General features: G+C 69.2%; 15 protein-coding genes. 12 read left to right on the top strand and 3 right to left on the bottom strand.

Annotation, left to right across the window (positions count from 1 at the left end; translation table 11 throughout):
* Positions 1-101: 101 nt before the first annotated feature.
* Positions 102-341: a hypothetical protein gene (locus tag BLV57_RS25705; RefSeq protein WP_091292844.1), complete on the top strand. Its 240-nt coding sequence runs from the start codon at positions 102-104 to the stop codon at positions 339-341.
* A 14-nt stretch (positions 342-355) separates the two neighbouring features.
* Positions 356-538 carry a DUF2795 domain-containing protein gene (locus BLV57_RS25700; protein ID WP_091292842.1) on the top strand — a complete coding sequence of 61 codons (183 nt, stop codon included), beginning with the start codon at positions 356-358 and terminating at the stop codon, positions 536-538.
* A gap of 32 nt (positions 539-570) precedes the next feature.
* Here BLV57_RS25700 and BLV57_RS25695 read toward each other — a convergent pair whose 3' ends face one another.
* Positions 571-1,503: an aromatic prenyltransferase gene (locus BLV57_RS25695; RefSeq protein ID WP_091292840.1), complete on the bottom strand. Its 933-nt coding sequence runs from the start codon at positions 1,501-1,503 to the stop codon at positions 571-573.
* Between the two features lie 141 nt (positions 1,504-1,644).
* Here BLV57_RS25695 and BLV57_RS25690 point away from each other — a divergent pair, with 141 nt between their 5' ends.
* From BLV57_RS25690 to BLV57_RS25665, 6 genes are read left to right on the top strand one after another with little or no spacing between them, the layout of a single operon-like run.
* Entirely contained in the window at positions 1,645-2,580 is a 936-nt protein-coding gene (locus BLV57_RS25690) for an ABC transporter permease (protein WP_091292838.1), read from the top strand.
* On the top strand, positions 2,580-3,575 hold the full coding sequence (locus BLV57_RS25685; RefSeq protein ID WP_091292836.1) for an ABC transporter permease: 996 nt from the start codon (positions 2,580-2,582) through the stop codon (positions 3,573-3,575). Before BLV57_RS25690 ends, BLV57_RS25685 begins: the two co-directional genes overlap by 1 nt.
* Before the next feature lie 16 nt (positions 3,576-3,591).
* A complete protein-coding gene (locus BLV57_RS25680; RefSeq protein ID WP_091292835.1) occupies positions 3,592-5,280 on the top strand; it encodes an ABC transporter substrate-binding protein in 1,689 nt (562 codons plus the stop codon).
* Positions 5,281-5,283: 3 nt separating this feature from the next.
* On the top strand, positions 5,284-6,888 hold the full coding sequence (locus BLV57_RS25675; RefSeq protein WP_091292833.1) for an ABC transporter ATP-binding protein: 1,605 nt from the start codon (positions 5,284-5,286) through the stop codon (positions 6,886-6,888).
* 10 nt (positions 6,889-6,898) lie between these two features.
* Positions 6,899-7,708, top strand: coding sequence for a helix-turn-helix transcriptional regulator (locus BLV57_RS25670; RefSeq protein WP_091292831.1), 810 nt, complete (start codon positions 6,899-6,901; stop codon positions 7,706-7,708).
* A gap of 60 nt (positions 7,709-7,768) precedes the next feature.
* Positions 7,769-8,497, top strand: a complete 729-nt coding sequence (locus BLV57_RS25665) for an SDR family oxidoreductase (RefSeq protein ID WP_091292830.1) — start codon at positions 7,769-7,771, stop codon at positions 8,495-8,497.
* Between the two features lie 266 nt (positions 8,498-8,763).
* On the opposite strand, the gene BLV57_RS25660 is transcribed toward BLV57_RS25665, so the two are convergent.
* Together BLV57_RS25660 and BLV57_RS25655 are read right to left on the bottom strand one after the other, a co-directional pair.
* Positions 8,764-10,173 carry a phenylacetate--CoA ligase family protein gene (locus BLV57_RS25660; RefSeq protein WP_091292828.1) on the bottom strand — a complete coding sequence of 470 codons (1,410 nt, stop codon included), beginning with the start codon at positions 10,171-10,173 and terminating at the stop codon, positions 8,764-8,766.
* 59 nt (positions 10,174-10,232) lie between these two features.
* Positions 10,233-11,234, bottom strand: a complete 1,002-nt coding sequence (locus BLV57_RS25655; protein WP_091292826.1) for a trypsin-like serine peptidase — start codon at positions 11,232-11,234, stop codon at positions 10,233-10,235.
* Positions 11,235-11,474: 240 nt separating this feature from the next.
* Here BLV57_RS25655 and BLV57_RS25650 point away from each other — a divergent pair, with 240 nt between their 5' ends.
* The 4 genes from BLV57_RS25650 (at position 11,475) to BLV57_RS25635 (ending at position 15,514) form a co-directional block, all read left to right on the top strand.
* Positions 11,475-12,056, top strand: a complete 582-nt coding sequence (locus BLV57_RS25650; protein WP_091292824.1) for a DUF4383 domain-containing protein — start codon at positions 11,475-11,477, stop codon at positions 12,054-12,056.
* 538 nt (positions 12,057-12,594) lie between these two features.
* Positions 12,595-13,794, top strand: a complete 1,200-nt coding sequence (locus tag BLV57_RS25645) for a cytochrome P450 (protein WP_091292823.1) — start codon at positions 12,595-12,597, stop codon at positions 13,792-13,794.
* A 226-nt stretch (positions 13,795-14,020) separates the two neighbouring features.
* Positions 14,021-14,974 (top strand): LysR family transcriptional regulator, encoded by a 954-nt coding sequence (locus BLV57_RS25640; RefSeq protein WP_176968805.1) that lies wholly within the window; start codon positions 14,021-14,023, stop codon positions 14,972-14,974.
* A gap of 42 nt (positions 14,975-15,016) precedes the next feature.
* On the top strand, positions 15,017-15,514 hold the full coding sequence (locus BLV57_RS25635; RefSeq protein ID WP_091292820.1) for a DUF2127 domain-containing protein: 498 nt from the start codon (positions 15,017-15,019) through the stop codon (positions 15,512-15,514).
* The last annotated feature ends 2 nt before the right edge of the window (positions 15,515-15,516 follow it).

Here is a 15,516-nt window from a genome sequence, read left to right as displayed (position 1 = left end):
CGCTCGAACACCGTTCGCTTGTTTCCGCGAAAGGTTGAACGTGTGAACACCGGGTTTCCTGGGCACTCTGAGGGCACATCGGATCAGGAGAGGGGACGATCATGGCCTTCGCCTTCGTCAGCCGCTGGCTCGGATGGCGCGACACGCCCCCGGCCACCGTGGTCGAGTTGTCGTGCGGCGGCCGCGTCGCCGTCGCGGAATCCGAAGACGGCCTCTCCTTGGCCATCACCACCGCCCCGGACGCCAACGGCGAGGTCCACTTCGCCACCGTCCCGCTGTCGGTCGCCGAGCGTCACGAACTGGGGCATGTGCTGGACGCCGAAAAACCACTGGCCTCTTAGGGAGTTTCTTCGCGATGCACGACGAGATCGACTGGGCCAAGTACGTGGGCGGCGCCGACTACCCCTGCGGCCGCGACGTGCTGCTCAAGTCGGCCGCCGCCCAGGGTGGCGACGACGAGGTCCTCGGTCAGCTCGGCAAGCTGCCCGAGCGCGAATACGATTGCTTCGAAACAGTCCGCACCTCACTGGGGTCGTGAGTGCTGCGGCCGGTTAGAACCGGTCAGGGCACTCACGAGTCCTTCAACGCGGGCTCGCGCCAGTGCGGTACCGCCTTGGCCATCGAGTCCCAGAACTCACCCGCGTAGTACCGGTAGATGTTCTCGAGCTTGAAGTAGTAGCCCACCGGGGTCATCGCGGCCGCGTGCACGAAGTACCGCGGCCCGGCCTCGAACGGCGCGTGCTCGGCGAAGGCCGTCAAGATCGGGTTCTGGGTCAGCGGCGCGAGTTCACGCGCGGAAACGAACAGCGGGAAGCACACCCGCTCGATCCGCGGCGAAGCCCAGCTGAAGGTGAAGTACACCGAGAACGCGTCAGCGCACCGCCGCACCACCGCCTCGTCGGCCGGGATCGCCAGCTCCAGGTCGCCGAGCATCCGCGCGACGATCCCGGGCGTGAGCGTCCCCGGCGCCGGGTGGAAGTACAGGTTGACCGTGCGGCTGCGGACGTCGACCGCCATCAGGCCCACGTCGCCGAGGCCGTACCGGGCGAAGAACCCCGCCTCCGCGTCGATCGCGATCGGCATGGACGGCAGCGCGGCGATGCGCGGGACCGGCTGCGCGTCACCGACGCCGAAGGTCGCGTAGATCTTCTCGATCCCCGTGGTGGTCCCGAAATCGGCACCCCACAGGTCGACGGGCAGCCGCCTCGCGATGTCCTGGTGCGCCTTGTCGACCAGGCCGTCCGGCGCAGGCAAGAGCCCGTGGCGCAGCGCGATCGGGTACGGATCGGGGCTCGGGCCGCCGAAGCCGGTGTACCGGTAGCTGAGCTCGGGGGTGCCACCGGCCTTCGTGGTCGTGCGGAACGCCAGCCCGGTGCCGGCGAACCCCTCGGAGAAGGCGGCTAGGCACGGCATCACCCTGTCCCGCTCGCAGACCGCGCCCAGAGCGTCCGCGAGGTGTTCGATGTCCCGGTAGAGCTGCTCGATCGGCGACATGAACGTCATGGTGTCCGATCCTTCCCCGCCCGCGCCCGTTCCTCAACCGGCCGAAGTGCTATTACACAACGTGATGATCGTTGGTCTCAAGGGGTGAAATAGCGACGCGCCCTCCCCCCAGGCAGGTACTCACCGCCCTAGATTGGCGCGGTGTCCGAGTCCCACCTGCCCATCGGGGTGCCCGCGAGCCGCCGCTCGGCGAGTGAGCTGCTGCGCACCCTCAGGCGGGACCGATGGGCGCTGACCAGCGCGATCGTCATCGCCGCGCTGGCCGTCACCGGGATCGCGGCGCCGCTGATCGCCGCGCTCGAGGGCCAGGATCCGTACACCTTCCACACCGAGCTGCTGACCGGTCCCGGCAGCACCGGGGCCGCGCCGCTCGGCGGGCTCGACGGGGACCACTGGTTCGGCGTCGAACCGCTCACCGGGCGTGACCTTTTCGCCATCGTCGTCTACGGCGCGCGCACCTCGTTCCTCATCGGGCTGGCCTCGACGGCGGTCGCGATGGTGCTCGGCGTGATACTCGGCGCGAGCGCGGGCTACCTCGGCGGCTGGTGGGACCGGATCGTCATGCGGACCATCGACGTGCTGCTCGGGTTCCCCTCGCTGATCTTCATGATCGCCATCGGCGCCGTCGCGCCGCCGTCGCTGCCCCGGCCGGTGCTGCTGGTCGCGCTCATCGCGGTGTTCAACTGGCCGAGGACCGCGCGGGTGATCCGCGCGCAGACGCTCTCGCTGCGCACCCGCGACTTCGTCTCGGCCGCGCGGGTGCTCGGCGCCGGGCCGTGGCACGTGTTCCGGCACGAGCTGCTGCCGAACCTGCTGGCGCCCGCGATCGTGCTCACCACCATCAGCATCCCGCAGCTCATCGGGCTCGAGGCGGCGCTGTCGTTCCTCGGCGTCGGGATCACCGCGCCGACACCGAGCTGGGGCCGGACCATCGGCGACGCGATCGGCTGGGTGCAGACCCAGCCGACCTACGTGCTCTTCCCAGGCCTCGCGCTGTTCGCGGCGACGCTGGCGTTCAACGTGCTCGGCGACGCGCTGCGCGACACCCTCGATCCTCGATTCGGGGTGCGCGGCTAGTGCGTGTGCTCCGCTTCCTCGCAGGCCGGCTGGCCGGCATGCTGTTCGTGCTGCTGGTGATCAGCCTGTGCACCTACGCGCTGTTCGCGCTGCTGCCGTCGGACCCGGCGCGCATGTCGTGCAGCAAGCCGTGCACGCCGGAAAGCCTCGCGCTGGCACGCGGCTTCATGGGCTTCGACAAGCCGTGGATCCAGCAGTACCTCGACTTCCTCGGCGGCATCTTCGCCGGGCGCACCTTCGGCTCCGGCCCGACGGCGATCACCTGCGACGCGCCGTGCTTCGGCTACTCGTTCCTGCAGAACGCGACCGTGACCGACCTGATCACCGCCCGGATGCCGGTGACCGTCTCGCTCGCGCTCGGCGCGGCGGTGATCTGGCTGATCGGCGGCGTCGCGCTCGGCGTGTTCTCCGCGCTGCGCCGGGGAAAACTGCCGGACCGGCTGAGCATGGCGTTCACACTGGCCGGGGTGTCGGCGCCGACGTTCCTGCTCGGGCTGCTCGCCATCCTGATCTTCGGCTTCACCTTCAACATGGTCCCGGTGAGCGGGTATGTCGCGCTGGCCGACGACCCGGTCGGCTGGGCCTGGCACCTGATCACGCCGTGGCTGGTGCTCGCGGCCGTGCACATCGCCGTCTACGCGAGGCTCACCCGCACCCAGATGCTCGAGGTGCTCGGCGAGGACCACATCCGCACGGCGCGCGCGATCGGGCTGGCCGAGCGCACGGTGATCGGCAAGCACGCGCTGCGCAACGTGGCGCTCCCGGTGGTGACCGTGTTCGCGATGGACCTCGGCGGCCTGCTCGGCGGCGCGGTGATCACCGAGCGGCTGTTCGCGCTGCCGGGGCTCGGCGGGCTGCTCATCGACGCCGTCTCGCTGAAGGACCTGCCGCTGCTGCTGGGGATCACCGTGTTCGCCGCGGTGCTGGTGATCGTGGCCAACTTCCTGGCCGACGTCTGTTACGGGCTGCTCGACCCGCGAGCCCGTGTCCACTGAAGAGGGGAAACACCACATGGATCGGCGGACATTTCTCAGAAGCGTCACCGCGGCGGCCGCGCTGACCGGCACCGGGGGCCTGCTGGCCGCGTGCAACGCGAACCCGGCGGCGCCCGCGCCGAACTCGGCCGACGTCGCCAAGGGCGGCACGCTCTACATCCTCAGCGACCTGAGCGTCCAGCAGCTGGACCCGGCCAAGAGCCAGAACCTGGCGATCACCGTGCTCGGGCTCGTGCACCGCAGGCTGACCTCCTGGAAGATCGAGGAGGGCAAGCCCGCCACCGTGGTCCCCGACCTCGCCACCGACACCGGCCGCCCGAGCGACGGCGGCAAGACGTGGACGTTCACGCTCAAGGACAACGTCAAGTACGCCGACGGCACCCCGATCGTCGCCGCGGACATCAAGTACGGCATCGAACGCAGCTTCGCCGCCGCGTTCACCGGCGGGCTGGCGTATCACAAGAAGCTGCTGGCGGGCGCGGACGCTTACAAGGGCCCGTTCGAAGGCTCGGAACTGGCGTCCATCGAGGTGCCCGACCCGAAGACCATCGTCTTCCGGCTCACCCAGCCCTACGGCGACTGGACCTGGATCGCCAGCACGCCGCCGTTCGCGCCGGTGCCGAAGGGCAAGGGCACCGACGCGTCGTACACCGAGAAGCCGATCGCCTCCGGGCCGTACCAGGTGACGTCCTACGCCAAGGGCGTCGAGGTCAAGCTGAGCCGGAACACCTTCTGGGACAAGGGAACCGACGAGGCGCGGGCCGGTCTGCCCGACGACATCGTGATCCAGCTCGGGCAGCAGACCGACATCATCTCGCAGCGCCTGATCGCCGACGCCGGCAACGACAAGTTCGCCTTCTCCGTGCCGTTCGTCGCGCCGGCGCAGCTCGCGCAGATCCAGGGCAACCAGCCCGCGAAGCAGCGGCTGGTGACGTCGAAGTCGGGCGCGCTCGCCTATGTCACGCTGAACACGCGCCGCCCGGCGCTCGCCGATCCCAAGGTCCGCCAGGCGTTCCAGTACGCCGTCGACAAGGCGTCGTACCAGATCGCGTCGGCGGGCAGCGCGGAACTCGCCGGCGGGATCGCCACCACGCTCATCACCGAGGGCATCGCCGGGCGCGAGGTGTACGACCTCTATCCCGCACCGCCGGGAGGTGACGTCGAGAAGGCCAAGCAGCTGCTGCGCGAGGCCGGGCACGCCGACGGCATCGGCCCGCTGGACTTCGTCGTCTACAACAGCAACAACTACCAGAAGAAGGGCGAAGCGGTGCAGGCCGCGCTGCTGCGGGCCGGGATCAAGACCGAGCTGCGGGTGGTCGACTCCGAGGCGTGGGAGGCGCTGGTCACCGGCAACGAGGGCACCTACGACCTCACGGTGAGTTCGTGGCAGCCCGACTTCCCCAGCGCCACCGGCAATATCCAGCCGCTGTTCGACACCAAGGAGATCGGGAACGGCGGCTACAACACCGCGCGCTACTCGAACCCCGAGGTCGACAAGCTCATCACGCAGGCGCAAAGCACGGTCGACCCGGTGGAGGCCGGGAAGATCTGGGCGAAGGCCGACCGCCTGATCATGCAGGACTCCCCGGTGGTCCCGCTGATCTACACCCGCAACTCGTTCCTGCACGGGTCCAAGATCGGCAACTTCGTCATCGGCGGGTTCCCGGCGTACCCGAACTTCCTGCAGGTCGGACTGACGAAGTAGGCCATGGACGCGCTCCTGTCGCTGCGCGACATCTCAGTGGACTTCACCTTGCCCGGCCGCGTGGTGCACGCGGCCAGGCAGGTGAGTTTCGACGTCGCGCGCGGCGAGGTCGTCGCGGTGGTCGGCGAATCGGGTTCGGGCAAGTCGGTGACCGCCATGTCGCTGCTCGGCCTGCTGCCCTCGTCGGCCACCGTCACCGGCTCGGCGCTGCTGGGCGGGCGTGACCTGTACCGGCTCTCCCCCGCCGAGCTGCGCGCGGTGCGCGGCGGCGAGATCGGCATGGTGTTCCAGGAGCCGATGAGCGCGCTGAACCCGGTGTTCCGCGTCGGGGCGCAGCTGGTCGAGGCGATCAGGGTGCACCGCCGCGAGCCGATGGCCGCCGCGAAGGACCGGGCGCGTTCCCTGCTGGAGAAGGTCGAGCTGACCGACGTCCCCCGGATCATGCGGGCGTATCCGCATGAGCTCTCCGGTGGGCAGCTGCAGCGGGTGGTCATCGCGATGGCCATCGCCAACGACCCGGCGCTGGTCATCGCGGACGAGCCGACCACCGCGCTGGACGTGACGGTGCAGGCGGGCATTCTGGCGCTGCTGCGCAAGCTCGGCCAGGCGATCCTGCTGATCACGCACGACCTGGGCGTGGTCTCGGCGCTGGCCGACCGGGTGGTGGTGATGCGCGACGGCGAGATCGTCGAACGCGGCACGGTCGCGGAGCTGTTCGCCGCGCCGAAGACGGAGTACACGAAGCATCTGCTGGATTCGGTGCTGACACTGGGTTCCGGCTCCGCCGAGGCTCCTTCGTCCACTGTGGACAACGCGGTCGAGATCACCGAGCTGGCGGTGTCCTACCCCCGGTCGCACGGGGTCCGCGCGGTCGACGGGGTCAGCCTGCGCATCGCGCCCGGCGAGGTGGTGGGCCTGGTCGGCGAGTCGGGGTCGGGCAAGAGCACGGTCTCCGGCGCGATCACCGGCCTGCTCCCGATCACCGCGGGCTCGGTGCGCGTCGGCGGCACCGACATCGCGGGCGCGGGCCGCCGGGCGCTCAAGGAGGTCCGCAAGCGCATCGGCGTGGTCTTCCAGGACCCGGCGTCGTCGCTGAACCCACGGGCCACCATCGGCAAGAGCATCACGGAACCCCTTGCCCTGCACCGCTTCGAGGGCGACTTCTCGGCCCGCGTGACCGAGCTGCTCACCGCGGTCCGGCTCGATCCGGCGCTGCGCGACCGCTACCCGCACCAGCTCTCCGGCGGCCAGCGCCAGCGCGTCGGCATCGCCCGCGCGCTGGCACTGCGCCCCGCGCTGCTCATCGCGGACGAGCCGACCAGCGCACTCGACGTCTCGGTGCAGGCGTCGATCCTCGACCTGCTCGACACACTGCGCGCCGAGTTCGGCTTCGCGTGCCTGTTCATCAGCCACGACCTCGCGGTGATCGAGCGCGTCGCCGACCGCGTCGCCGTGCTGCACAAGGGAAAGCTGGTCGAAGAGGGCACGACAGCCGGGATACTCACCGCACCGTCCCATCCGTACACCCAGCGCCTGATCGCCTCGGTGCCCAAGATCGACCGAAGGTGGGAGCAGCACGGCCACCCTGATCCCGTCGGGACGCCCTAGCCTGGGTTTCATGGACAGGGAGAACACGCTCGGCGAGTTCCTGCGGGCCCGGCGCGAGCTGGTCAGCCCGGAGGACCACGGCATGGCGCCGGGCGGCAACCGCCGCGTGGCAGGCCTGCGCCGCGAAGAGGTCGCGATGCTCGCCGGGGTCAGCACGGACTACTACGTGCGGCTCGAGCAGGGCCGCGAGCGCACCCCGTCCGTCCAGGTGGTCGAGGCGCTCGCGCGGGTGCTGGGCCTGGCGGACGACGCGGTCGCCCACCTGCACCGGCTCGCCCGCCCGGTGACGCCGCGGCATCGTCCCGCCGGGCATGAGCGCGTCAGCCCCAACCTGCTCCAGATGCTGGACAACTGGCCACGGACCCCGGCGTTGGTGCTGGGCCGGTATCTGACCGTGCTCGCGGCCAACACGCTCGGCGAGGCCCTGTTCGCCGGCCACGCCTACAGCGACGACCTCATCCGCCTGGTCTTCCTCGATCCCGACGCGCGGGAGTTCTATCCGGAGTGGGATCGGGTCGCGGTCGCCACCGTCGGCGCGCTGCGGGCGGCGAGCATCGACCACGACGATCCCGAGCTGATCGAGACAGTCGGCGAGCTGTCGGTCAAGAGCCCGGAGTTCCGCACACTGTGGGCGCGTCACGACATTCAGCGGAAAACCCAGGAAAGCAAACGCTTTCGTCACCCGTTGGTCGGGGAATTGACACTGACCTACGAATCGCTGACCGTGAACAGCGCGCCTGGCCAGCAGCTCGTCGTTTACCAAGCCGAGCCGGGCAGCCCATCCGAAGAAACGCTTTCGCTGCTCGGCAGTCTCGCTTAACAGCCGAATCACACCGCGGGATTTTCCGCGGGGCTCAACCATGCCCAAGAAAGGGTTTTCATGAACACCAAGGTAGTACTGATCACCGGCGCGAGCAGCGGCATCGGCGAGGCGACCGCGTTGCGCCTCGCCCGCGAGGGCCACCACGTGGTGCTCGGCGCCCGCCGCGAAGACCGGCTCACCAAGCTCGCCTCGGTCATCCGCGACGCGGGCGGCACCGCCGAAGTCGCTCGCCTCGACGTCACCGACCGCACCAGCGTCGCGGAGTTCGTCGACAACGCCGTGAGCGCGCACGGCCGCGTCGACGTGATCGTCAACAACGCGGGTGTGATGCCACTGTCCCGTTTGGACTCACTGCTCGCCGACGAGTGGGACCGGATGATCGACGTCAACATCCGCGGCCTGCTGCACGGCATCGCCGCGACGCTCCCCCATTTCGAGCGGCAGGGCGGCGGCCACTTCGTGACCATCGCCTCCGTCGGCGCGCACCAGGTCGTGCCGACGGCCGCCGTCTACTGCGCGACGAAGTACGCCGCTTGGGCGATCACCGAGGGCCTGCGGCTGGAGGCCGACCCGAGCATCCGGGTCACCACCGTGTCTCCCGGCGTCGTCGAGTCCGAGCTGGCCGACTCCATCACCGACCCCGGCGCCCAGGCCGCCATGCGCACCTACCGCGCCGACTCCATCCCGCCCGACGCGATCGCCGAGGCCATCTCCTACGCGATCTCCCAGCCCGCGGAGGTCGACGTCAACGAGATCGTCATCCGCCCCGCCCGCCAACGCGCCTAACCCAGCCAGCGGCGGGGGCAGGCCCTGGCTTCACGCGACCCACGCGCGACCCACGTCGTGGCGTCGTGAGCGTTGCGGGCGGTTAGAACCGCCCGCAACGCTCACGACCTCTCGGCCCAAGACAAGCAGCTTGACTGAGGAGGATTCGAGGCGTTGAACGACGCATTTCCCCCTCAGCCACGTCGCCCTGACCGGCTCGCCCGAGACGTGGGGTCGTGAGTGGTATGGCCGGTTAGAACCGGCCGCAACACTCACGACCCCCGGTCCTAGCGCGTGTAGCGGTGCTTGACGCCGACCGGGAAGTACTCGGGGTCGCCTGCCTCTTTCATCACCACCTCGGGGAGCTGCCGGTCCGCCGGGACGTAGTGCGCGAACTCGCTGTTGAGCCTGGCCACGTGGGTCCTGATCGACTCGGCCAGCACGGCCGGGTCGCCGGTGCGGCCGGGCGCCAGCTCGACGGTGACGCGCAGGCGGACGTCGCGGGCGGCGTCTTCGACCGTCTCCAGTACGAACTTGCCGGTGACCCAGTCGCTGATGCCCGGCTGCTCGAGGCCGACCGTCACGTTCTCGGGGTACACGTTCGCGCCGAAGTACGAGACCGTGAACAACGAGCGGCCGAAGACGTACACGAACGGCAGTTCCGGGCCGGGGGTCGGGGTGAAGCCATGCCTGGCACAGAAAGCGAGCATGTCCGAATAGGACACCACGCCGCCCTCGTCGGCGATGTGGTAGCGGATCAACGGGATCCCGTTGTCGCCGGTGAACAGCAGCGTTCCGTCCTGCTCCTCGAAGAACCGGCTGCCGGGGTCGTATTGCACCAGCGTCGGCAGGCGCACGCCGCCGAACAGCTCGTGCGCCAGCTCCGGGCGGTCGGCGAGGAAACGCCGGATCGACACCGAAAGCGCCGTCTCGGTGCCGAGCACGCCCGCGTCCGCCGTGCCGTAGAGCGAAACCACGTCGCGCTCGCGGTCGCGCAGGCCCGTCCGCTCGGCCATCAGGTCACGCCACGGCTCGCTGAACACCTCGCCCGCCAGCACGAGCTTGACGTCGTAGCGGTCCCAGCCCTCGCCGCTGTCGACCACGTCCTTGAGGAACGGCGGATAGCCGAGCAGCACCAGCTGTTCGCAGTGCGGCGCCAGCTCGGGGATGACGCGGAGGATCTCGGCCTTGTTGTTGCCGGGCGCGACCACGGTGACCGGGAAGCCCTTCGCCGCGAGATGCCGGACGCACGCCGTGGTGAACAGGCCGCCGACCCAGGTGCCGAGCGGGAAGCACACCACGGCCAGCGTGCTGCGGCGGTCCGCCTCGAAGGCGCGGAACACCTGCTCGAACCGCCGCGCGATGGCCAGCTCGTCGGCCAGCGAGCGGGGCCAGATGGTCGGCGTGCCGCTGGACCCCGACGACACGGCGATCATGTCGCACCCGTCCAGCCGTCCGTCGCGGCACAGCTCGGGCAGCGGGTAGCGGCGGTGGTAGGAATCCTTGTCCAGCAACGGCAGCCGCCGGAAGTCCTCGAGCGTGCGCACCGAAGCCGGGTCGATGCCGCGCTCGGCCAGGAACTTCCGGTACGCGGGCACGGACGTGGCGACCCGCGCGAACAGCCCGACCGGGTCGAGCCGCTCGGGCTCGCCCGCGAAGAACCGGCCGTACGCCTGGTTGACGAGTTCAGGATCCATGCCGACATCGTAGAGCCGGGGACCGACAGGAATCGGTCCCCGGCCGCCTGCGAAAGCGATCAGACGTTGGTCTGCGCGTTGTAGACGTTCACGGCCGCGTCACCGAAGTGCGGGCTGCGCTCCTCGTCCGACCAGTCGTACGGGTGATAGCTGACGTTGCCGACCAGATACCCCCAGCCGCGGGCGAACTGCAGGTCGTCGAGCCACGGCCCGCCACTGGCGCCGTGCCCCTGGTCGCAGTGGATCGCCTGCTGGCCACCGGCCTGCCAGGTACCCGCCGCGCAGTACCGCAGCTGCTGGCCGTTGATGCCGGTGCGGGCGGGGTGGGTGTCGTACGGGTAGCCGAATTCGTAGGCGAACCAGTTGTAACCCCAGTTGAACTTGTACCCCTGCCAGCCGACCACGTCGGCGACCTTGCGGCCGTTCGACGGCCACAACGAGATCGCCGCGACGTCGTAGTCGAAGTTGCGGCCGTTGAGGTAGGCGGTCGGTGTCGAAGCCGACTTCCACACCCACGAACCGTACGGCCACACGCCGTCGTGATAGTCGGGCACGAACTGGAAGTTGCTGTACCAGTGCCCCGCGCCGTCACTCGCGCAGTGCCCGGCGGTCCAGATCATGCTGTGGTTGTTCGAGGCGATCACCGACGCCGTGCATTCGCTGTTGCCCTGGGGCGTGGTGAAGTACAGCTTGCCGACCGTGCTGGCCGGCATCTGCCCGTGCGCGGTCCAGACCCCGGACTGCGTGATGTCCTGCACGCTGTTCGTGCCGAACTCGGCCGAAACGGCTTTGCCGAATCCGGGCGCGGACATCGCGGGCAGCTTGTACGTTTGTGCTGGCGCGCTTGCCAAAGCGCTCGCCGAAGCCGCCGGAACGGGCATCGGCACCGCCGATCTCATCCGCTCGGGAGTCCAATATGCCTGGACGTCCTTGGCGTCCTGAGTGGACTGCCGCACGACCGCCGCGTTGGGATCGGCTTTCGCCGCGGCCGCCGTGGTGGCGCCGGTCCCCGTCACAGCGACGACAGCGAGGATCGGCACGATCATTTTCTTGAACTGCATCAGGCCCCCTCAAGCCTTGGCATACAGTGAGTTCGTTCAGCGCTCTCCGATGACCGGAACACCGTGGCCCGAACGACACGAATAAGAGCCGGGCTTCACCGCGCGAAATACGTTCTCGCCCAAGATCTTTTCCGCTGACGCGAAGTGTGTGAGCCGGGCCGGGAATGCCCCCGGTTTGGCCGCGTCCGTTTTGGGTACCCCTGGTCGAGACGGCCTGACCTGAAGGAGAGGACCGCTGAGATGACTCGCGCGAACAAGGCCCGCATCAAGGTGAAAGGACTGCAGCCCGTCCAGGTCCTGGCGGGGCTGACCGGGATCGCCTTCGTCGTGGCCGGCATCGTCGGCTTCACCCGCACCGGGTTCGGCGACTTCGCCGGGCACCACCACGCCACCCTGCTGGGCTTCGCCATCAATCCGCTGCACAACACCGTGCACCTGGTGGCCGGGCTGGTCGGCATCATGCTCGCCACCGGCTCCGGGCTGGCGCGGTTCTACGGGTGGCTGCTGCTGCTCGGCTACGGCGCGGCCTTCGTCTGGGGCCTGATGATCACCGGTGCGCTCAGTTCGAACCCCGTGTCCGCCGCGGGCAACCCGCTCGACCTGAACACCGCCGACAACTGGCTGCACCTCGGCCTCGCGGTGCTCGGTCTCGTGATCGCGATGCTGCCCGCACGCAAGCAGGTGCTGATCGAGGAGGAAGAGCCCGCCGAGGTCTCCGAACCGATCCAGGCCGACCGCACGGTGACCGAGCCGATCCCCCAGCCGATCCCCCAGCCGAAGCACGCCGCGCCCGACACCCACCGGGAACAAGCGGCTCACTGACGCACCACCGAAGCCGCAGGCAAGGGACCATCCCATGTCTGCGGCTTTCCCATGCCTCCATTAGGGGTCACCTTGCCCCGGCCGCCCGCACCCCCGGCATCACCATCGGTGACCCGCGCGAACCCCAATGGCCGCCGTCGTGTCCGTCCCGTCACCTCTTCGCCCGGTCAGGTCTGCCCACAGCCCGGGAAACGGCGCCGCCGGTTAGCCGATTCGGACGCGTGCTGCCCCATTGGGCGGCACCTCCCGCCGGGTGCCGCGCGGTCTTGTGAGCGGGCGGGTGCCTGAGTATCTTCCGGTACCGCAAGCGGCGCGGATTCCATTTATTCGAACCCTGAAGAAAGGGTGGCTTCGTCGTGCGCGTGACCTCGGGCAGGTGTCGCGTCCGCCTGCCCGCCACCGCCGTCCCGGGCCCGGCGAGCCACGGGCGGGCTCACCGGGCTCCGGGACGGCGTGGCTTCCACCCTCCTTTGTGGACAGTCCACGGCTGATCCGAACGGCGGTTGCCCCGGCGCACGGGGCTCGGGAAGATCGGCGGATGATGGCCGGCGCTCACCCGACACAGCTCGCCAGCGCGCGGCTGAGCCAGGATTTCGACCACCACGACCGGGAACTGACCCCGGACATGGCCGTGCTCGTGCACCGCGCGCTCCGCGAAGGACAGCGGGTCGCGTACTCGCGGGCGCACGGTGGCATGTGGATACTCTCACGCTACGACGACGTCGAGGCCGCGCTCAAGGACCACCGGACGTTCAGCTCCGCGGAGGGCGTGCTCTTCCCGCGCACCGCGGACACACCACGCTTCGCGCCGCTCGATTACGACCCTCCCGAACAGGCCGTGTTCCGCGAGCTGATGCGGCCGCCGTGCACCATCGGCGCCGTGCGGCGGCTGAAGTACGACATCGCGAAACTGGTGCGGCGAGTGGTCGAACCACTGGTGCGGCGCGGCGGTGGTGATCTAGTCACGGAATTGGCGGCGACGCTGCCACTCGCCGCCGTCTCACTCGCCGTCGGTTTCTCCGAGGACGCGCGCGAGCGGATCGCCGAACTCGCGGCGATCGGCTGGACGCGAATGCCGAGTGACGGCCCGGCCGAACGATTCTGGCCGCCGTTCGCCGAGTTGTTCCGCGCCGAGATCAAGCGCGCCAAGGCCGAACCGGGCGAGGACTACCTCTCCGCGCTCGTCCGGTCCCGGATCGACGGCAGGCCGGTCACCGAATCCGAATTGCACGCGATGCTCGTCTCTTTCGCCGTCGCCGGGCACGAGACAACGATGAACTCGCTGTCACACCTGTTGTGGCAATTGGGTGAGCGCCCCGATCTGCAGAGCAGGCTGCGCGGCGACCGGCGCCTCATTCCCGTCGCCATCGAGGAGACACTCAGGCTGTGGTCGCCGGTCGACCACGGGACCAGGGTGACCACCCGGGAGGTGACCATCGCGGACGTGGTCATCCCGAGCGGCGCCAGGGTCGTGCTGCTCACCGGCGCGGCGAACCGCGATCCACGCCGGTTCGCCGCGCCGGACGAGTTCCGCCTCGACCGGGGACCCGTGCACCACCTGGGTTTCGGCGCGGGCATCCACTTCTGTATCGGTGCACATCTCGCGCGCCTGGAATTCGAGACGGTGCTGGCGGAACTGGCGCGCCATCCCGACTACCGGTTGCTCAACCGGCCGATCCGGTACTTCCACAACGGCAGGCACGCCTGCCTCGACCGGCTCGACGTGACGTGGCCATGACCGAACTGACATTCCCGCGAACCGCTTATCACCGCGTGCACGTGCGGGCGCACGGCCACCGCGAACGCCATCCGGCACACCGTTTCTCCTGCGAAGACGGGGAAATCGAATACATCCGCCGAATATCGCGGTAGCGCGCCACACATTCCACGGACGCGTTTTTCCCGTACCGGTACCCATTACCGGGTAGTTTCGTGCCAAACGGTTTACTTGTATGCTTCCGAACATGGAGCTCGAGGTCCGTCAGCTCAGAATGATTCGTGCCATCGGCGACGCGGGAAGCCTCACCAAAGCGGCTGCCAGTCTCGGGCTGACCCAGCCCGCGCTCACCTATCAGCTACAGCGGGTCGAGCGGATGCTGGGCGGTTCCCTGTTCTTCCGTGACAAGCAAGGCGCGAGACCGACGGCGCTCGGCCAGCTGGTGATCGACCACACCCGGGTTCTGTTGCCCTCACTGGACAAACTGCTCGAAGAGGCCCAGCTCCGCACCGCTGATCGGGACAGCGCGCCCCGGGTGATCCGCTTCGCCGGGCATCCGACGCCGCTCGCCGGTCCGGTGATCCAGCGCCTGCGCGAGCTGGCGACGAACTCCGAAATCACCATGCGCCAGCAACGCGGCGGCCACGACGCGATGGACCTGCTCGCCTCCGGCGGGCTCGAGCTCGCGACCCTGCTGGAGCATCCGAACCTGCCGCTGCCCCGCCCGCCGGACGTGATCGTGCGCGACGTGGTCACCGAGCCGGTGTTCGTCGCGATGGCGAGCACCAACCCACTGTCCAATCAGGACGAAGTCTGCCTCGGCGATCTGGCCGGTCAGAGCTGGATACTGCCGGCCGATCTGGAGATCGGCTGCGGCGAGTACCTGCGCGGGCTGTGCGAGCAGGCCGGGTTCACCCCGCACGTGGCGTACCGGCTCAGCGGGTACAACGCCAGGGACGTGCTCGAACGCGGGCTCGGGATGATGCTGGTGCAGGCGACCACCATGGCCGCCAAGGGAATCGCGGTGCTGCCGATCAAGGACATCAAGACCGAGCTGCGGCACGTGCTGGCGATGCACAGCGAGAGCCCGGTCGCGCGCTACTGCGAGCAGCTCGCCGGCGCGGCGGCCACCGGCTACTGGGACCAGGCGCGGCGCTCACCGGTCTACGTCAACTGGCTCGGCAACACCCTCTCGAAGTAGGTCACCGCGCGTCACGGCCGGTTTTCGGGCAAGCTCGCGGTCATGGCGGACCGTACGGAGAAGCTGTTCAGGGTCGCGATCGCACTCAAAGGACTCGACGGCGCGGCGCAGCTGCTCGGCGCGCTCGTGCTCGCCGTGATCCCCGCGTCGGTGGTGACCGGCTTCGCGCACGCGGTGATCACGCGTGACCTGCTCGGCGATCCGCGCGGGACACTCGCCCGGCATCTGCAGGCGGCCGCCGACGGGTTCGCCGACGGCGGCACGAAGACCTTCGCGATCGTCTACCTGCTCGCACATGGACTGATCAAGCTCGTGCTCGTCTGGGCGCTCGCGCGCAAGATCGTGCGCGCGTACCCGGTCGCCGCGATCGTGCTGGGCGCGTTCGTGGTGTACGAGGTGCTGCGCGCCGTCCACACGCACTCGATCGCGCTCCCCGTGTTCGCCGCGCTCGACCTGCTGATCATCGTGCTGGTCCTGCGTGAATACCGCGAGCTCAGAGCGGCAGGCTTGCATCGGGACGGGAAACCCCCTAAGAGTTGACC

It is taken from the genome of Amycolatopsis xylanica, from assembly GCF_900107045.1.
Lineage (GTDB): Bacteria > Actinomycetota > Actinomycetes > Mycobacteriales > Pseudonocardiaceae > Amycolatopsis > Amycolatopsis xylanica.
This window is presented reverse-complemented; position numbering and strand designations above follow the sequence as displayed.

Bases quoted from the DNA above. Each gene is read 5' to 3' on its own strand.
- BLV57_RS25700 (WP_091292842.1), top strand. From the start codon at position 356: ATGCACGACGAGATCGACTGGGCCAAGTACGTGGGCGGCGCCGACTAC.
- BLV57_RS25705 (WP_091292844.1), top strand. From the start codon at position 102: ATGGCCTTCGCCTTCGTCAGCCGCTGGCTCGGATGGCGCGACACGCCC.
- BLV57_RS25645 (WP_091292823.1), top strand. From the start codon at position 12,595: ATGATGGCCGGCGCTCACCCGACACAGCTCGCCAGCGCGCGGCTGAGC.
- BLV57_RS25650 (WP_091292824.1), top strand. From the start codon at position 11,475: ATGACTCGCGCGAACAAGGCCCGCATCAAGGTGAAAGGACTGCAGCCC.
- BLV57_RS25635 (WP_091292820.1), top strand. From the start codon at position 15,017: ATGGCGGACCGTACGGAGAAGCTGTTCAGGGTCGCGATCGCACTCAAA.
- BLV57_RS25695 (WP_091292840.1), bottom strand. From the start codon at position 1,503: ATGACGTTCATGTCGCCGATCGAGCAGCTCTACCGGGACATCGAACAC.
- BLV57_RS25660 (WP_091292828.1), bottom strand. From the start codon at position 10,173: ATGGATCCTGAACTCGTCAACCAGGCGTACGGCCGGTTCTTCGCGGGC.
- BLV57_RS25655 (WP_091292826.1), bottom strand. From the start codon at position 11,234: ATGCAGTTCAAGAAAATGATCGTGCCGATCCTCGCTGTCGTCGCTGTG.
- BLV57_RS25680 (WP_091292835.1), top strand. From the start codon at position 3,592: ATGGATCGGCGGACATTTCTCAGAAGCGTCACCGCGGCGGCCGCGCTG.
- BLV57_RS25665 (WP_091292830.1), top strand. From the start codon at position 7,769: ATGAACACCAAGGTAGTACTGATCACCGGCGCGAGCAGCGGCATCGGC.
- BLV57_RS25640 (WP_176968805.1), top strand. From the start codon at position 14,021: ATGGAGCTCGAGGTCCGTCAGCTCAGAATGATTCGTGCCATCGGCGAC.
- BLV57_RS25675 (WP_091292833.1), top strand. From the start codon at position 5,284: ATGGACGCGCTCCTGTCGCTGCGCGACATCTCAGTGGACTTCACCTTG.
- BLV57_RS25670 (WP_091292831.1), top strand. From the start codon at position 6,899: ATGGACAGGGAGAACACGCTCGGCGAGTTCCTGCGGGCCCGGCGCGAG.